17 protein-coding genes and 1 pseudogene are annotated in these 17,169 nt (G+C 42.4%); all 18 read right to left on the reverse strand.

Features of this window, described 5'->3' with window-relative positions:
- Positions 1-195 precede the first annotated feature (195 nt).
- The gene (locus GS400_RS17915; protein WP_160104096.1) at positions 196-1,008 is read right to left on the reverse strand and encodes a stage II sporulation protein SpoIIQ; all 813 of its coding nucleotides are present in this window, start codon (positions 1,006-1,008) and stop codon (positions 196-198) included.
- A 169-nt stretch (positions 1,009-1,177) separates the two neighbouring features.
- On the reverse strand, positions 1,178-2,221 hold the full coding sequence (gene spoIID / locus GS400_RS17920) for a stage II sporulation protein D (RefSeq protein WP_160104097.1): 1,044 nt from the start codon (positions 2,219-2,221) through the stop codon (positions 1,178-1,180).
- Positions 2,222-2,325: 104 nt separating this feature from the next.
- Positions 2,326-2,889, reverse strand: a complete 564-nt coding sequence (locus tag GS400_RS17925; RefSeq protein ID WP_160104098.1) for a hypothetical protein — start codon at positions 2,887-2,889, stop codon at positions 2,326-2,328.
- 492 nt (positions 2,890-3,381) lie between these two features.
- On the reverse strand, positions 3,382-4,707 hold the full coding sequence (murA, locus tag GS400_RS17930; RefSeq protein WP_160104099.1) for a UDP-N-acetylglucosamine 1-carboxyvinyltransferase: 1,326 nt from the start codon (positions 4,705-4,707) through the stop codon (positions 3,382-3,384).
- A gap of 32 nt (positions 4,708-4,739) precedes the next feature.
- Entirely contained in the window at positions 4,740-5,462 is a 723-nt protein-coding gene (locus GS400_RS17935) for a YwmB family TATA-box binding protein (RefSeq protein ID WP_160104100.1), read from the reverse strand.
- 121 nt (positions 5,463-5,583) lie between these two features.
- The gene (locus tag GS400_RS17940) at positions 5,584-5,814 is read right to left on the reverse strand and encodes a DUF1146 family protein (protein WP_027447824.1); all 231 of its coding nucleotides are present in this window, start codon (positions 5,812-5,814) and stop codon (positions 5,584-5,586) included.
- Positions 5,815-6,170: 356 nt separating this feature from the next.
- Complete coding sequence (gene nuoN / locus GS400_RS17945; RefSeq protein ID WP_160104101.1) at positions 6,171-7,688, reverse strand: NADH-quinone oxidoreductase subunit NuoN; 1,518 nt, start codon at positions 7,686-7,688, stop codon at positions 6,171-6,173.
- Between the two features lie 3 nt (positions 7,689-7,691).
- Positions 7,692-9,160, reverse strand: a pseudogene (locus GS400_RS17950) (NuoM family protein).
- The gene (gene nuoL / locus GS400_RS17955; protein ID WP_160104102.1) at positions 9,157-11,022 is read right to left on the reverse strand and encodes an NADH-quinone oxidoreductase subunit L; all 1,866 of its coding nucleotides are present in this window, start codon (positions 11,020-11,022) and stop codon (positions 9,157-9,159) included. The pseudogene GS400_RS17950 and the gene nuoL overlap by 4 nt, the downstream one beginning before the upstream one ends.
- Positions 11,023-11,052: 30 nt before the next feature.
- Complete coding sequence (nuoK, locus tag GS400_RS17960; RefSeq protein WP_027447828.1) at positions 11,053-11,367, reverse strand: NADH-quinone oxidoreductase subunit NuoK; 315 nt, start codon at positions 11,365-11,367, stop codon at positions 11,053-11,055.
- Complete coding sequence (locus GS400_RS17965) at positions 11,364-11,879, reverse strand: NADH-quinone oxidoreductase subunit J (RefSeq protein WP_160104103.1); 516 nt, start codon at positions 11,877-11,879, stop codon at positions 11,364-11,366. Before GS400_RS17965 ends, nuoK begins: the two co-directional genes overlap by 4 nt.
- Positions 11,876-12,295, reverse strand: coding sequence for an NADH-quinone oxidoreductase subunit NuoI (gene nuoI / locus GS400_RS17970; RefSeq protein WP_027447830.1), 420 nt, complete (start codon positions 12,293-12,295; stop codon positions 11,876-11,878). Before nuoI ends, GS400_RS17965 begins: the two co-directional genes overlap by 4 nt.
- Positions 12,296-12,314: 19 nt before the next feature.
- The gene (gene nuoH / locus GS400_RS17975; RefSeq protein ID WP_160104684.1) at positions 12,315-13,283 is read right to left on the reverse strand and encodes an NADH-quinone oxidoreductase subunit NuoH; all 969 of its coding nucleotides are present in this window, start codon (positions 13,281-13,283) and stop codon (positions 12,315-12,317) included.
- 47 nt (positions 13,284-13,330) lie between these two features.
- Entirely contained in the window at positions 13,331-14,431 is a 1,101-nt protein-coding gene (locus GS400_RS17980; RefSeq protein WP_160104104.1) for an NADH-quinone oxidoreductase subunit D, read from the reverse strand.
- 3 nt (positions 14,432-14,434) lie between these two features.
- Entirely contained in the window at positions 14,435-15,550 is a 1,116-nt protein-coding gene (locus tag GS400_RS17985; RefSeq protein ID WP_160104105.1) for an NADH-quinone oxidoreductase subunit C, read from the reverse strand.
- Complete coding sequence (locus GS400_RS17990) at positions 15,547-16,065, reverse strand: NuoB/complex I 20 kDa subunit family protein (RefSeq protein WP_160104106.1); 519 nt, start codon at positions 16,063-16,065, stop codon at positions 15,547-15,549. The genes GS400_RS17985 and GS400_RS17990 overlap by 4 nt, the downstream gene beginning before the upstream one ends.
- Positions 16,056-16,430 (reverse strand): NADH-quinone oxidoreductase subunit A, encoded by a 375-nt coding sequence (locus GS400_RS17995; RefSeq protein WP_160104107.1) that lies wholly within the window; start codon positions 16,428-16,430, stop codon positions 16,056-16,058. The genes GS400_RS17990 and GS400_RS17995 overlap by 10 nt, the downstream gene beginning before the upstream one ends.
- Positions 16,431-16,553: 123 nt before the next feature.
- Positions 16,554-17,075: a hypothetical protein gene (locus GS400_RS18000; RefSeq protein ID WP_160104108.1), complete on the reverse strand. Its 522-nt coding sequence runs from the start codon at positions 17,073-17,075 to the stop codon at positions 16,554-16,556.
- Positions 17,076-17,169 lie beyond the last annotated feature (94 nt).

A 17,169-nucleotide genomic window follows, 5' to 3' on the forward strand; every position in this document is an offset into this window, starting at 1 on the left:
TTTGTACAAAATCAGACATCCTTTTATCTTTGTTAGGATAAAATTACCAGAGTCTTATGAAAGAAAAAATACTTTAGACAAAAGAAGTGTGTAGTCGACAAAACCTTTCAAAACTTTCTGCAGTAATCGACGTGATCGGCTTTAAGCAAAAAAAATCCTACCTTAAGCAGGTAGGATTTTGGCGAAAGCCGAAGCTTACGTATTTGTCATTGAAATGGATGATTCGCTATCTTCGTTTGGTTCTTTTTTGTCTTCAGGTTGCTTATCTTCTTCAGGTTGATCTTCCTGGTCAGACTGCGCATCTTCTTCTACTGAGATGTTGCTTAGCGGTTGATTGAAGTACGTTTCAGGATTCACTTTTTCTCCATCTTTTACCACTTCAAAATGTACGTGTACACCGCTTGCTTGACCCATTAAACTTTGTCCAGCTGTTCCAATTGCATCGTCCTGATTAACTTCAGCACCTGTTTCAACAAGAACATCACCTAAGCTCATATAGCGAGTTGTTAGACCATCTTGGTGTGTGATTTCAACCACATTACCCAGTAGTGGATCTTCTTTGACTTCCGTTACTGTGCCTGTAGCAGATGCTAGAACATCGAAAGATTCGCCATCTTCACGTGCGATGTCTACACCTTCGCTTTGATAGTAATGGTTGTCGTAAAGAATAAGGGCTTTTTCACGGTCTTCTGCACTTGCGCTATAATCGAAAAACTTAGTCTTGATAACAGCTTGGTCACGGTTATGAAGTGGCATGTTTAAGTTTTCATTCAGCTCCATAACAGGTGTTGCAGGCTGGTTATCATAGTCAATGCCGTCTGTTTCATTTTGCAGGTTGTCTTGATCATCAGCAAGATCTTCAACATTGGTTAAAGAACTCTGATACCAAAGTACTCCTGTCAAAATCAAAGCTGCTGCTACTAAATAAACACTAGGGAAAAACCATTTCTTACGCAAAATACGTTTCCAATTGTTTTTTGAAACGTTTTTGTTTTCTTCCTCTCTCATTTCATCATCACCTCAGCAACCATTCTGATCAGAAAGAGGAAGAACTATACATATTTTTGAAAAAAATTTTTTATAATTAGTTTTCGACAAAAGACTCAGGTTATGCATGGTAATTTAAAGAAAAGCTCCAGCGCCCTGACTGAACGCTGGAGCTAGACATCTATAATCGTTATCTGGATGCAATCTGTGGCAGGAATGTATCGATCTCTGTTATTGCTACATCATTGTAATAATGACCAACAATATCCTTATACCCTTTACCTTCTCTAGCCATTCCGTTTGCCCCGTATTGACTCATACCAACTCCGTGGCCGTAGCCTTTGGTCTTGAAGATAATATATTGGTTTTTTTGTTGAACGGTAAAGTCTGATGATTTTAGATTTAAGTATTCACGAATTTCTCGTCCTGTAAAAGTTTTTCCGCCTACTTTTGCCGTATTGATTCGTTCACTATCGGTTTTTGTAATGCTTGTTATGATGGGTTGATCTTCTTCAAGTTGTACGCCTAGCTTTTGTTCAATCTCACTCATTGTAAATACTTTTTGATCTAAATACTTCGGTGAATCTGTGTCCCACGGGCTTTCTACGCTTCTCAGGTAAGGAAATTCATGCTCCCAATAATCTTCTGAGTTTTCCGTGTAGCCGTTTGATGTTGAAAAGAACGATGCTGTAATTGGAGAACCTTCGTATGTCAGGATTTCTCCTTTTGTTTCTGCAACTGCCTGCTTAATCTTGTTCATCTTCCAAATATAATCCGGGCCCCACGCTTTCATAAGCTCTTCGTTGTTCTTATATACCTGGTGCTGGATTGTATCGGTTACATGAGCATTTCCCGGAATGTCTTCTTCAGATTTAATAAGATGCTGAACAATGTATGTGCGTGCAGCTAGAGATTGCGCCTTAAGTGCCTCCAATTCAAAATCAGCCGGCATTTCAGATGCGACAACGTGAGACACATACAGTTCTAGGGGCACCTGTTCAACTTGTTCTGCCTTAGTCCTATAAACGTTCACACTGAAGGATGAAAGATCATCTAAATTAAAGTCCTTCAAGGTTTCGACAGGTTTTGTTGGCGTTGTTGAACCCTCCGTTGCTACTTGTTGAATTGGATCCGATGGTTGAATAAATGGCAGCACAATTAACGTTGGAACGACAAGAATGATGAGCACTAATGTGCCGATTAGAAGAAGTCCTGGCCCCTTCCATGCTTTCATATGGAAGCCCCCTTTTCTAGTTACTCTACTAATAAATCTATACAAGAGGTTGGAATAGTAGAACTAGAAATTTTGATTATGCTTCTGGGGGCTAGGCTAACAGGTTAGCGAATTACTTCAATGACAAGGTCACCTAGTTTTTCTCCGTTTTGATAAATGGCGATTTCCCATATGCCCCAGTATGGAAAGGCTAGTTGCGCTTGTATGGCTTTGGTAGCACCTAGTTCTTGTTTTAGCTTAGGGGCTCCATTTGGGAGGTCTTGAGCGTTTGGGAGCTGTAGTTGAATCTTATCACCAGAGAACCTCTCTTCGGCCTTTAGAGTTAGTTTTTTCGGTGTTAGAGGTTCTTCGTTCCATAAAAAGAAAGTTGCTTCATATGCTTTATTTTGCTTAAAAGGCTGTTCTTTAACCATCATAAGGTCATTCTTCTCGCCCTGAAGTTTAACAGACTGTTCATTAGTGACAGGACTAACTTGGAAACGTTGCTCATGTTGCAAATTATTGTAGACTTGATATCCTGCGTAGGCAGCTATTATCACCAGTACAGTGGTGATTATGGCATATCCCTTTGGTTGAAGGTCCACGCCCGTACCTGAGTTTGGTTTAAACCAGTATATGTACGAGATCAGAGCTATTAGGATAAGGATGCTGATTAGAAAAATAATCATGTGGAGATGCTCCTTTTTTGGGTTGTTAGTTTATTTTACGATTGGGAGTTGGGTTGGGTTTCGGGTGTTGGGGAGATTAGGACTTTGGTGGGAGTGGGGATTTTGTGAGTGGGGAAAGGTCGGATGTGAGCGGCGCACCTGGATTTGCGAGCGGGGGCGTAACTTTTGTGAGCTGCTAGATAGATTTGTGAGCGGGGTGAGGACATTTATGTGCGCCTGGCTAGATTTGTGAGCGGGTTGAGGACATATATGAGCGCCTGGCCAGATTTGTGAGCGAGAGTTAGGCTTTCAGGCGGTGTGGAGCTGGATTCAGGCGGTAATCTGAGTTTTCAGGCGGTCTGGAATTGGATTCAGGCGGTAATCTGGATTTGCAGGCGATCGAGAGCTGTATTCAGGCTAAAAACTCCATTTGCAGGCGATAACCCTCCTCAATACAGGCGATCCAAATAAAGCATAAAAAAACACGCCCACAGAGTAGGCGTGTTCTCTTTATTATGATGATAAGGATGATTTTACATCGTCTGTTGATTTGTTTTCTGGTGTTTCTTCGGCATTTTCATCTTTTACGCGTTCGATGTTAGCACCGATTCCTGCTAATTTTCCTGCGAAGTCGATATAGCCGCGGTCTAAGTGTTTTAATTCTGTAACACGTGTGTAGCCGTCTGCTACGAGTCCTGCACATACCAGAGCTGCTGCTGCACGAAGGTCTGTTGCTGAAACTTCTGCGCCTTGTAATTCGGATGGTCCTTCTACAATAACAGAGCGTCCTTCGATTTTAAGATGAGCATTCATGCGACGGAACTCTTCCACGTGCATAAAACGGTTTTCAAACACAGTTTCCGTAATAACACTTGTGCCTTCTGCTTGAAGCATTAAGGCCATCATTTGAGCCTGCATGTCAGTTGGGAAACCTGGGTGTGGCATGGTTTTTAGGTCAACAGCTTTTAGCTTTTCTGGGCCGATGATGCGTAGACCATCATCCTCTTCCTCGATGATGACACCCATCTCTTGCATTTTCGCTACTAAGGAACGTAGGTGTTCTTGCTCAGCACCTTTTACAAGTACGTTTCCTTTTGTAATTGCTGCTGCAACCATAAAGGTACCTGCTTCAATTCGGTCAGGAATGATGTTGTGCTCAGCACCATACATTTTTTCCACACCTGTGATACGGATTGTTTCAGTACCAGCACCAACGACTTTTGCTCCCATTTTGTTCAGGTAGTTAGCAAGGTCAACGATTTCTGGCTCTTTGGCACAGTTCTCGATGACGGTTTTGCCTTCAGCCATACATGCGGCCATCATAATGTTTTCTGTTGCACCTACACTCGGAACATCTAAATAGATGCGAGCACCACGTAAACGGTCCTCTCCAGTGTAAGCCTCGATAAAGCCATTACCTACGTTAACTTTCGCTCCCATTGCTTCGAACCCTTTAAGATGCTGATCGATTGGTCGTGAGCCGATAGCACATCCACCAGGAAGAGCTACCTTAGCATGACCATAACGAGCAAGCATAGGTCCTAATACAAGCACGGAAGCTCGCATTTTTCTAACGTATTCAAATGGTGCTTCTGTTGTCAGCTCTCTAGATGCATCGATTGTAACTGTATTTTCTTCAACTGCTACATCTGCATTCATATATTTCAATACTTCACTTATCGTGTCAACATCAGCGAGAGCGGGTACATCTTTCAGGATACTTTTTCCTTCACTAGCAATTATACTTGCGGCGATGACAGGCAGAACAGCATTCTTTGCACCTTCTACTTTCACAGTGCCAGATAATCGACTGCCACCGCGGACGATGATTTTTTCCAAGTTCATTCCCCTCCGCGTCCATTTTCTCTATATTAATATTCACTCGAGATGATTGGCGTTCCAAATGTCAAGGTTGTCTTTCCGCCCATATCTTGACGGAGGGCATATTGAACATTCATAACTCCCTTGTCCATATACGGAAGCGCCTGATTCCAATGACTTGTATAACCCGTGTTTGAGATAAATTCATTTTCATTTAGTGTTTGTAGTTTTTCGATTTGTAGTCTAGAACTAAATTTTTCGAGCAATAAAACACCATTAATCTTATCACTGCTTTCAGAGGTTAGACAAGTGAAAATTGTGGTATTTTCTGCAAATCGTTCTTGTTTAATGGTAAGTAATCTAGGTGAAAAGTCTCTCCTTATGTCAGGATTCCAGTCCTTACCAGAAGATTTGTACAGAACCTCGGCATAAGGTCTTACATCTTTTGACGCAATTACTATAAATTGTTCGGAAAATCCACTAGCTTTTTGGCGGTTCAAAATATATTTATTGGATTTATTTCCTTCTTTTTTTGTGAGATTAAAATTAGGATATTGCGCTTGAAGCTTCTGTACATAGACTGAAATCTCTTCATGATGGATTTGTTCTTTCATGATTACTTCCCAACTTTTAATTGGAACCTCATGTTGCTTAAGAAAATCGGAAATATCTTGGAGTGGTTGTAACGGTGTTGAGCTATCTGCCTCTGCTGAAGCAAACAGCTGCGCTTGAACCATGATCATCATCCATAAAATAATTGCTAGTTTTCTCATTTGTCCCGCTCCCCTTTAAAAAAAGTCCATCAACAGTATCGTCGGGTAACGAAACAATCATACAATTAAATTATCGTCATCATTTGACATGGATGTTGGCTCTAGCAATCGTTTCCTTTACCTAAAGTAAAAACTTCAGGTTTTGAGACCATTGCAAGTAATCTAAAAAGAAACGGCTTACCGTTGTTCCAATCGCTATCGTGAGAAACATCATGAGTAAACGTGCCTCAAAAACACGTCCTTTTTTTATGATTCCGTCTAAGTTTACGGCTTGTAGGATCCGCCAAGTAATGATTATAAACACAATATGTGAAAGCATATTGGTTAGTGACTGATATCCTATCTCCTCCATATACTTCAACACCTTTCGACTTATTGCCAGGGAAATATCGACAAAGTTCACTAGTAAAACTCTGACATGGTACCTGGTAATTGTCAATCTACTCAGTGTTTTCTTTAGCTCTAGTAAGTCAAATACCTTTTTTCCTATGTAGTTAAACCTTTATCACTGGAAAATCGTAATATTTGTAATCTCTAGTCCACTTTTTGGCTTTATTCCCTCTTAATAGTGGGGTTATATATAAGACGAATCCAGCCTCTTTAAGGTTACTTATTTTCATTAGGTATTTCTTTTATTCTTACTGCTGACTATCTTTAAAAAAAATAAAAAAACAGTGCACCTTTATACAAGAAGTGCACTGTTCTCGCTTATTTCCATAATGAGTCTGTTAACTGATTAAAATCAACATGCTGATGGTAAAAATCTAATATTGTCCCTGGTAATAAACCAAGAATAATCGTTCCTGCTGCACAGATCACGAGTGCTGCGGAAATGCTTGTGGGCATTCTAATTTTTGTTTGAAATTCAGCGTGTCTGAAAAACATTTGAATGAAAATCCCGAAGTAATAAACGTATGATATAACCGTTGCGACAAGCATGATCGCAACTAGCGCGAAGTTCCCTGGGTCTGTGAATAAGGCTCCTAAAAAGATATTTAACTTCCCTATAAATCCGGCTGTACCCGGTATGCCTGCAAGCGATAACAAGAAGATCGTCATTAATATGGCAAGGCCAGGTGATCGATGGAATAGGCCGGAAAATATGGATAGATCCTCTGATTCTGATTGTCTGATTAAGACTTGTAGCACGGCAAATGCTCCAAGTGTCATAAACATGTAAGCAATCATGTAGAACCACATGCTTTCAAATGCCATTGGGGATAAGGCTACAAAAGGAACAAGAAGGTAGCCTGCGTGCGCTATGCTTGAATATGCAAGAAGCCGCTTCATGTTTCGTTGTCTCAAAGCAATTGTATTTCCAATGATCATGGTTAAAGATGCAAGCACACCTATAAAGATAATCATGGACTCGAGGAAAGTCTCATTTAGTCTGATCCCCTCTATTCCTCCAAAAATGGACATGAACACTCTAAGAATGATAATAAACCCTGCTGCTTTTGAAACAACGCTTAGGAAGGCTGTAACAGGTGTAGGTGAGCCTTCGTACACATCAGGTGTCCACATGTAAAACGGAACAGTCGAGATTTTGAATGCTAATCCTACAAACGTTATGAGGAACGCCATAATGGCAAGACCTTCAGCATCGCTCTGGGTAACATCTGATAAGTTTTGAGCAATCACATTGAGCTGCGTGCTGCCTGTTAATCCGTAAATGTAACTGAAGCCAAAGAGTGTGATTGCCGTGGAAATACCTCCATTAATGATGTATTTCATTGCACTCTCATTGGAACGCGTAGAGCTCTTTTGAATACCAGCTAAAATATAAGATGGGATTGCGAGCATTTCTAAGCCAACAAACAGGGTAATCAGATCTGCACTCGATGCCATCATCATGCCACCAAGAAGAGCGATGAGAATAAAGTAGTAAAACTCTCCTCGATATCCTCCTTCCCCTGCTTCCTTATAGGAATGAGATAGAAGTATAACTAGAAACGTTCCAGCTAGCAGTACGAATTTGAAACTGATTGAGAAAGGATCAAAACGGTACGTATCAAATAAAATCATTGAGCTCTCATGGCCGAGTTGGGAGAGTAAGAAAACGAACGATAAGGCGATGCCTCCCATAGCCCACCATGCAAAGTGATTTCGGTTTACTTCTTTTCTTAAAAACAAGTCTAAAAGGGATAACACCGTTGCGACGATTAAAATTGTAAATTCAGGAGCCATCAAACTCCACTCGAATTGAAGTAATGTGTCGAGATCCATTTGTTACCCTCCCATCCCGATTAAAATGGTTTCTAGCGTGGTGCTTAGCGTGTCTGTTAGAACACTTGGATAAACGCCTATTAGAACGATCATTCCAAGTAAGATGAAAACAGGCAAACCTTCAGCGCTGGATAACGGTCTTAAGTTTTCTGGATATATTGGTCCCTCACCAAACGTAATATTCAAAACAGCTCTAAGCATATACACAGCTGTCAGGATTAAACCAAGCGTTCCTATCGCAGCTAATATCGGTAAGGTTTCAAACAGGCCTAAAAATGCCATAAATTCACTTACAAACCCGCTCATACCAGGTAACCCAAGTGAAGCAAGTGCAGCTGTAAGTAAAACTCCAGCTGTAACAGGCATCACTTTTGCTAAGCCTCCTAGCTTTTTCAGCTCCGTAGTGCCGGTGCGCTCAATTAACACACCAACAAGTAAGAAGAACAAAGCGGCAATCAGTCCATGCGATACGGTTTGAAAAATGGCCCCCTGCACCCCAGCTTCATTTATTGCGGCCACACCAAGCAGTACGATACCCATATGCGATACACTAGAGTAAGCCAGAATTCGCCTTAACTCCTGTTGAACTAATGCAATAAAAGCGCCATACAGCAGATTCACTATACCCAAAATGGCAATAAGAGATGCCATTTTTTCAAATTCAACTGGGAAAAACCCTAATCCAAAACGGATCAATCCATAAGCTCCAATTTTTAAAAGTACGCCAGCATGAATCATGACTAGTGCGGTCGGTGCGTAGACGTGCACACGAACCATCCATGTGTGCAAAGGGATAATCGGTAGCTTCACACCAAACGCCAGGAGTAAGCCTAGGAACGCTCCCATACGAAACCCGTCATCTAGCTGTGGCACCATGCTCATTAACTCGGTCATATTGCTTGTGCCTGTTTTGGCAATGAGTGCTACGAAAACAATCAGGAGAGCAGCCGAGCCAAGTCCGTTATAAATTAAATAACTATAGGCCGTTTTCTCGCGCTCTAACCCCCCCATTTTCCGATCAACAAGAACATTGGGAGTAATGTTAATTCAAAAAAGATAAAGAACAAAATGAGATTTTCTGCAGCAAAAACCCCTAGAATTCCGAGTTCTAATAAAAGACATAGGATGTAATAGGCTCTCCATGATGTTTTGATTTGGGTTGTTGCTATTACCATCGATAGCAATGAGATCAAGGTTGTTAGGAGCAGTAAAATGAGCGAAAACCCATTTACCTCAAGCTCATAGTTAACCGTGAATTGAAAGGCATCTTGTCCGAGTGTCATCCAAGCCAGTTTTTCGGATAATTCAACGCCAGATTGGAAGGATTTATACACGATTAAGGATAATAAAAACGGAATGAATGCTCCGATTACGCCAACCAGTTTTGCCATGCTCGCGTTATGTTTCGGCGTTATCGTGAGCAAAAGAATCCCTATAAGCGGAGAGAACACCAATAGTGACAGCCAACTCATTGAAACATCCCTCCTTGCATGACAGCTACGGCTAAGATAATAACAAGGCCAACAAATACTACGGCTCCGTATGTTTGAACTTGCCCATTTTGTAATTTGGATCCTTGTTTTCCGATTTCATGCACAATATTGCTACACAAACTCGCGATCACATTTACAATGTATTTTTCAATAAACACTCCTAGATATCCTAACGCGCGTGCTCCGTATCCTACAGTCATCTGATAAAATTCATCGACAAAATACCGGTTGTACATGACGGTGTAGGTGATGGGAAATGCGGAGGATAAGAAATCTCTCTCTAGCGTCTTTTTGTGATAGATCACATAAGCTAAGTAAATGCCTCCGAGTGATAATAAAATAGTGACTAACATAATCCAGATCGGTCCTTCAGCATGGTGCGCATTGACAAACTCATTCCCAGCAGTCAGCCAATCCCCTAGAAATGTGCCGAACCAAGGTGTGTTGATATAACCTGCTACAACTGCTAATGCGCCAAGTACGATCATCGGGAATGTCATAGATTTTGGAGATTCTTTTACTGCGTTGTTTGTTTTTGCTGGTGAGGTGAACACCATGAAAAATAGGCGGAACATATAGAAAGCGGTAAGAAAAGCCGCAATCAGTGCTAGAGTGAATAAAACATAATGTCCTTCTCCCCATGCTGCGAGTAATATCTCTTCTTTACTAAAAAAGCCTGATAATAGCGGGAATCCACTAATGGCTAGGGCACCGATTAAAAACAGGGGACCCGTCCACTTCATTTTTCTCCAAAGACCACCCATTTTCTCGATGTTTTGCGTGTGAACAGCATGAATGACACTACCTGCTGCCAAAAACAACAGGGCTTTGAAAAAGGCATGCGTCATAAGGTGAAAAACACCAGCTACATAACCTGCCGACCCAAGTGCGAGCATCATATATCCGAGTTGGGATACGGTAGAATAAGCTAAAACGCGCTTTAAATCCTTTTGTACCAAAGCAATCGTTGCCGCAAATATAGCGGTGAATGCTCCAATTGTAGCGACGACGATCATAGCGGTTTCACTTGCTTCGTATAACGGAAATAGTGTTGCCACTAAATACACACCTGCTGCTACCATCGTAGCTGCGTGGATCAGTGCTGATACCGGAGTTGGACCTTCCATCGCATCAGGAAGCCATGAATGCAGTGGGAACTGACCTGATTTTCCGATCGCTCCAACGAAAATGAGTATGGCGATCAGAGTAATCATCCCTTCTTCCATAGCTCCCGCTTCCACCGCTTCGAAGATCGAGGTTAACTCTAAGCTTCCGGTCTGCCAAAATAGCAGAATAAGTCCAATCAGTAGTCCAATATCTCCGATTCGCGTCATGATGAAAGCTTTTTTCGCAGCTTGCCTTGCTTCTTTTTTGTAAAAATAAAAACCAATTAATAAAAATGATCCAAGTCCAACGAGCTCCCAGAACATATAGATTTGAAGCAGATTTGGCGACAGAACCAGCGCAAGCATAGCAAAGGTAAATAAACCAAGGTAAGCGTAAAACACGTTCAGGCGCGAATCTTCTTTCATATAACCCATGGAGTAAATATGTACAAGAAAACTCACCAACGATACGAGCACAAGCATCATGGCGTTTAGTGGGTTCACGATGTATCCAACCGTTAACTCAATATCCCCAATTGATAACCAACCAACAGATTTCGAAAAATTCCCTTGCGAAAGTTGTTCCATAAGTACAACCCCAGAAAGAATAAGGGAAACACCTGATAACCCAATGCCGATATAGCTACTTTTGTCCTTTACGGTCTGGCGTAGTATGATCAATAGAACAAAAGATAGCAATGGGAAAACAGGCATGATCCATGCATATTCCAACATCCTTAACAGCCCCCTTCTGTATAAGGTTTTTTAATGCTTCATCGTATTCATTTCATCAACCTGGACTGTCCGACGATTTCTATAAAGCGCGATTAGAATGGCTAATCCTACAGCCGCTTCAGCTGCAGCAATCGTAATCGTAAATAAGGAAAAAATCTGCCCTGTAATCGACGGGTTGATTCCGTATTTACTAAAGGCTACTAAATTGATATTTACTGCGTTCAACATAAGTTCAATGGATATGAGCACAATGACGGTATTCCGCTTCGTCAAAGCTCCGAATAATCCGATACAAAACAGCATGAGGGCAAGCATGAGATACACTGATACAGGAACTGCACTCATTCTTCACTCGCCTCCTCCCCATCATCTCGTTTTGCTAAAATAATGGCGCCAACTAGAGCAACAAGTAATATAACCGACACCATTTCAAATGGAATGATGTAATGCGAATATAAAGCAATCCCGATTTGTTCTGTGTTATTTACATGTAGATTTTCAGCTTGTCCGCCAAAATTCACATCTCCAATGAAACTGTACATTACTAGAAAGAAAACAACTGCTCCGATCCCAACTAGTACGTTTCGAGGTGAACTTTTGGTAGCTTGTTGTTTATCGTTATGTTTGGTGAGCATGATGCCGAAAATCATAATGATTGTGATCGCTCCAGAATAGATCAAAACTTGAACGGCCGCTACAAATTCCGCTGATAGTAAAACAAAGATGCCGGCAATCGATAAGAACGTCATGACAAGAGCCAATAGCATGTGAATGACTTTTGTCAGGTTCAACATGAGAATGCCACCTAATACGGAGAGCGTCGCCAGGATTAAAAAAGCTAAAACTCCCCCACTCATGGCTTATTCTCCTTTCGCTTGTTTTCATCATGTTCATCGAGGTATTGTAGGTCCTTAAACAGATCATCTCTTGAGTATTCAGCAAGCTCAAAGTTATTCGTCATAATGATCGCTTCTGTCGGACATACCTCCGTACATAAATCACATAGGATACAAATTTCAAAATTGATATCATACGTATCAATGATTTTGCCTTTTTTGTTCGGATCGGGGTGCTTCTTCCCCGTAAGTTGAATGCAATCGGTTGGACAAATGTTCACGCACTGATTACAGACGATACACTTCTCCGGATAAAACTTTTGAATACCACGAAACCGATCTGGCATGGGCACAGGTTCTTCCGGATAGGAATAGGTCATTTTTTCTTTGGTTAGATTTTTCAAGGTGTATTTAAATCCTTTGGCTAAACCGAGCATGTTGTCTCACCACCCCTTTTTAAAACCAAATTGAGTAAAGTTCTTTTACAATTGCAGATAAAAAGATGTTTGCTAACGCAACTGGGAGCAGGACCTTCCACCCGAACTCCATCAGCTGATCCGCACGAATTCGCGGTAAGGTAATGCGAATCCAGATAAATAAAAAGACAACGATCATAAATTTGATACTGAACCAGAACGGGTCTGGAATAAATCCAAGCCCAGGAATCGGGTTCCATCCTCCTAAAAACAGGACGGTAATAAGCGATGCCATTGCAAACAAATACACATATTCGGAAAGCATGAAAAAGGCCCACCTGAACCCTGAGAATTCAACGTGATAACCCGCCACAAGCTCTGATTCAGCTTCTGGCAAATCAAAAGGTGTACGATTGAGCTCTGCGTTTGCGGCAATAAAGAAAATGATAAAGCCAACTGGCTGAAGGAAAATGTACGCCACATGTTTTTGCGCTTCAACAATTTCTGTTAAGTTCAACGTTCCAGCAAAAAGAATGACGCCAATAACAGACATAACAAGTGGGACTTCATAGGAAATCATCTGCGCAGCCGAGCGCATTCCGCCCATTAACGCATACTTGTTATTCGAAGCCCAGCCTGCTGTAACGATCCCAATCGTGGAAATACCAGAAATCGCAATGTAGTAAAGCAACCCCACGCCTATATCAGAAAACTTAAATGCATCTGTAAATGGAATAACACTAAGAATGATGAAAGCTGGCGTGAATGCAATGACAGGTGCCAGAACAAATAGCGGTTTATCTGCAAGCTTGGGACGAATATCTTCTTTCGTTAGTAGTTTCAAAATATCGGCTACCGTCTGGAGCAATCCAAATCGTCCACCGACACGGTTAGGTCCATGACGCAGCTGCATATAGCCCATCACTTTACGCTCAGCTAGGATTGCGAATGTAACGAAGCCTAGCACGAGACTCAACATCCCAGCTCCTAACGTAAGCAAGTAAGTCATATTTTCAAATGTGGGCTGAGACTGGAGAAAACTCTCTATCCACGTCATCAACCATCCACCTCCCCGAGGACAATATCCACGCCACCTAAGATCGTAATTAAGTTCGCCATGTTTTCACCCTTCAGCAATTTAGGAAGGATCTGAAGGTTATAAAAAGATGGCCTTCTGAATTTCACGCGATAGGGTTCTTTTTTGCCCTGACTGTTGATGTAACACCCGATTTCACCGCGTGGCGACTCGATTCGAACGTAAGCTTCTCCTTTAGGGGCTTTGATAACCTTTGGCACCTTAGCCATAATTGGGCCCTCATCAGGTATTTGCTGGACAGCCTGTTCTACAATTTTAAGAGATTCTTCGATTTCAGCCATTCTACACTCATAGCGACTCCAGGCATCTCCCTTTGTTCTTGTAATGACATCAAAATCAAATCGATCATAGATGGAATATGGCTCATCTCTTCGAAGATCCCAGTCAACTCCTGTACAGCGCAGGTTCGCACCACTTAGGGCATACTCCAAGGCGTCCTCTTTTGTATAAGTCCCTACATCTTTAACGCGGTTAAGGAAGATCTCATTACCCGAAACCAGATCGTGATATCCTTTTAACTGCTCCCGCATGTACGGAACAAATTCTCTTACTCTATCAATCCAGCCTTCTGGAGCATCCCATTTCACGCCTCCTACACGCATGTAGTTAAACGTAAGTCGTGCCCCTGACAATTCATTTAGGAGATTAATAATGACTTCTCGCTCACGGAATGCGTAAAGGAATGGACTCACGGCTCCAATATCCAATAGATATGTACCAAACCAGACAAGATGACTGGCAATGCGTCCAAGTTCCATCGAAAGGATACGAAGATATTCCGCTCGTTCTGGAATCTCAAGGTCCATCATGGTTTCAACTGCATGCACAATGACGTAATTATTTGTCATGGCTGAAAGGTAATCCATGCGGTCTGTGTACGGGATGATTTGAGTGTATTGAAGATTTTCAGCAAGCTTTTCTGTCCCTCGGTGTAAGTATCCAATCACAGGTGTCGCTTCTTTAATCATTTCTCCATCAATTTTGACAACAAGTCGGAATACCCCGTGCGTACTTGGGTGTTGGGGGCCGACATTCAAAAGCATTTCTTCGGTTCGAAGCAAGGGCTACACCTCCACATCATACGGTTCATAATCTTTTCTAAGCGGATAACCTACCCACTCTTCTCCAAGAAAAATTCGCTTGAGTTCAGGATGGTTTTTAAATTTGATACCGAGTAGATCATATGCTTCACACTCTGGCCAGTTCGCTCCTTGCCAAAGTGGTGTCAGCGAATCAATTTCAGGTTGATCCCGGTCGATTTTTACTTTTAGGGCTACAGGTTGTTTATTTTTGAATGAAAAAAGGTGAGTGTATAGTTCCATGTGGGTTTCAAAGTCGGTTCCATGTAGTTCTGATACATATTCGAACCCTAGCTGTTCATTAAATTTCAAAAACTCGGCAACTTGAAAATACGTTTCAGGCTTTGTAACCAAAGTTGGTACGTGCTTGGACAATCGATTAATATAAGAATCCTCTAAAACGTGTTCTCCTAAGTGCTCATGGATGACTTTTGTGTATTTATCCAGGAGAGGTTGGTTGTGTGAAGGCTGTTCCTCAGATTCTTCGGATGGTTGTTGAGTTGATTGGGACTGTGCTGCTTTAGCTTTTGCTTTGGCTGCAGCGGCAGCTTTGGCCTTTGCCTTGGCAGCGGCTGCGGCTTTGGCTTTATCGTCTGGTTGAGAGTCTTGTTTTGATTTAGCAGCTGCTTTTGCCTTGGCGGCTGCTGCAGCTTTTGCTTTGGCTGCGGCTTTTTGTTTTTCTGTGTCTGAGGTGTTGTCTTGAGTTTGTTCTTTTGCTTTTTGCTTGGCTATAGCGGCAGCTTTCGCTTTCGCAGCGGCTGCTGCCTTAGCTTTAGCGTCTGCTTTTTCCTTTTCTGATGAACCTGGTGATTTTTCTTCGGACTGCTCTTTGGCTTTTTGCTTTGCGAGTGCAGCGGCTTTGGCCTTGGCTGCGGCGGCTGCTTTTTGTTTTGCAAGGTCCTTATCTTCTTCCTTGGAATCAGATTTATTTATTTCAGCTGCTTTTTTCTTCGCTTCTTCTGCAGCTTTTCTTTTTTGTTCCTCGATGGAATCATCATTTTGTGAAGCTGCTTCTTTTTCTTTCATCTTTTTCAAAGCCTCTGCTTTTGCTTTTGCGGCAGCCGCGGCTTTCTTTTTTTCTAAATCTTTTTCATCGCTCATTCGCTCATCACCCTCTTCCCAGTTTTAGCTTCGTAGCGAATTTTTTCTTGTAATTTATTAATTCCGTAAATTAGAGCTGCTGGGTTTGGTGGGCATCCTGGGATGTACACATCAACGGGAACGATTTGATCCACCCCTTTTACAACGGAATAGGAATAGATGTACGGTCCTCCAGCTGTGGCGCATGAGCCCATGGCGATCACCCATTTTGGTTCTGGCATTTGATCATAAAGTCGGCGCAGCACTGGAGCCATCTTTTTCGTGACCGTTCCTGAAACAATCATCACATCTGATTGACGTGGTGATGTTCTGAAAAAGGATCCAAAACGATCGGCGTCATAATGCGAGGAGCCTACTCCCATCATTTCGATTGCGCAACAGGCTAGTCCAAATGTCATTGGCCATAATGAGTTACTTCTCGCCCACCCTTTTACTTGTTCCAGGGTAGCCATGAATACATTTCTTTCTAACTCGGCACGTTCGTCCGGTGTGATTCCATCAAGATTTAACTCCATCGTAGCACCTTCTTTTTCCAAGCGTAGATTAATCCGATCAAAAGCATTGTGACGAAAATCAACATCTCTATTAATGCAAAAATACCTAGCTTGTCATACGCCACTGCCCATGGGTAAAGAAAGACGGTTTCCACGTCGAAAATGACAAACATAAGGGCAAAAATATAGTAGCGAACATTAAATTGTACTCTAGCATCTTGGAATGGTTCGATCCCACTTTCATAGGTGGTAGACTTCTGTGAGGATGGTTGATTTGGGCGTAGAATCCGACCAGCGGTTAACGCGACAATCGGTAAAATAATACCTAAAATAAGAAACACAACAATAGCGAGGTGGCTGTTCCAATACGTATGTAATGATTCCATTGCACTCCCCCTTGAGTGTAATTTTCAGAATTATCTGTAATCGTTTTCATTATAGCAGACCTCTGAAAGGGTGTCGATATTAGCATGATCCTTCTATGCATGTCTATGGTGAGAGGTTTGGAATTATGACTTTGTTGGGGTTTTTCTGGGAATTTTAATAGATTTTAAGGGGGCTTTTCTTTGGTTTTCTTTCGGGGGTGGGTGTTGGTTTCTCTGGGGTTGGGGCTGTGTTCCATCGGTACGCTCTGCTTTCGCTCGGGTACGCTCTGCTTTCGCTCGGGTACGCTCTGTTTTCGCTCGGGTACGCTCTGTTTTCGCTCGGGTACGCTCTGTTTTCGCTCGGGTACGCTCTGCTTTCGCTCGGGTACGCTCTGTTTTCGCTCGGGTACGCTCTGCTTTCGCTCGGGTGCTCACTGTTTTCGCTCGGGTACGCTCTGCTTTCGCTCGGGTACGCTCTGCTTTCGCTCGGGTACGCTCTGCTTTCGCTCGGGTACGCTCTGCTTTCGCTCGGGTACGCTCTGCTTTCGCTCGGGTACGCTCTGCTTTCGCTCGGGTACGCTCTGCTTTCGCTCGGGTACGCTCTGCTTTCGCTCGGGTACGCTCTGCTTTCGCTCGGGTACGCTCTGCTTTCGCTCGGGTACTCACTGTTTTCGCTCGGGTCCCAGCTACTTTCCATCGGGTCGCCCCTGTCTCATCTCCAGCGCACCTAATAGAAAAAAAGCCTAAGCTAACAAAATGT

Origin of the sequence: Pontibacillus sp. HMF3514 (assembly GCF_009858175.1) — a bacterium.
In the GTDB taxonomy this organism is placed as follows: Bacteria; Bacillota; Bacilli; order Bacillales; family BH030062; genus Pontibacillus.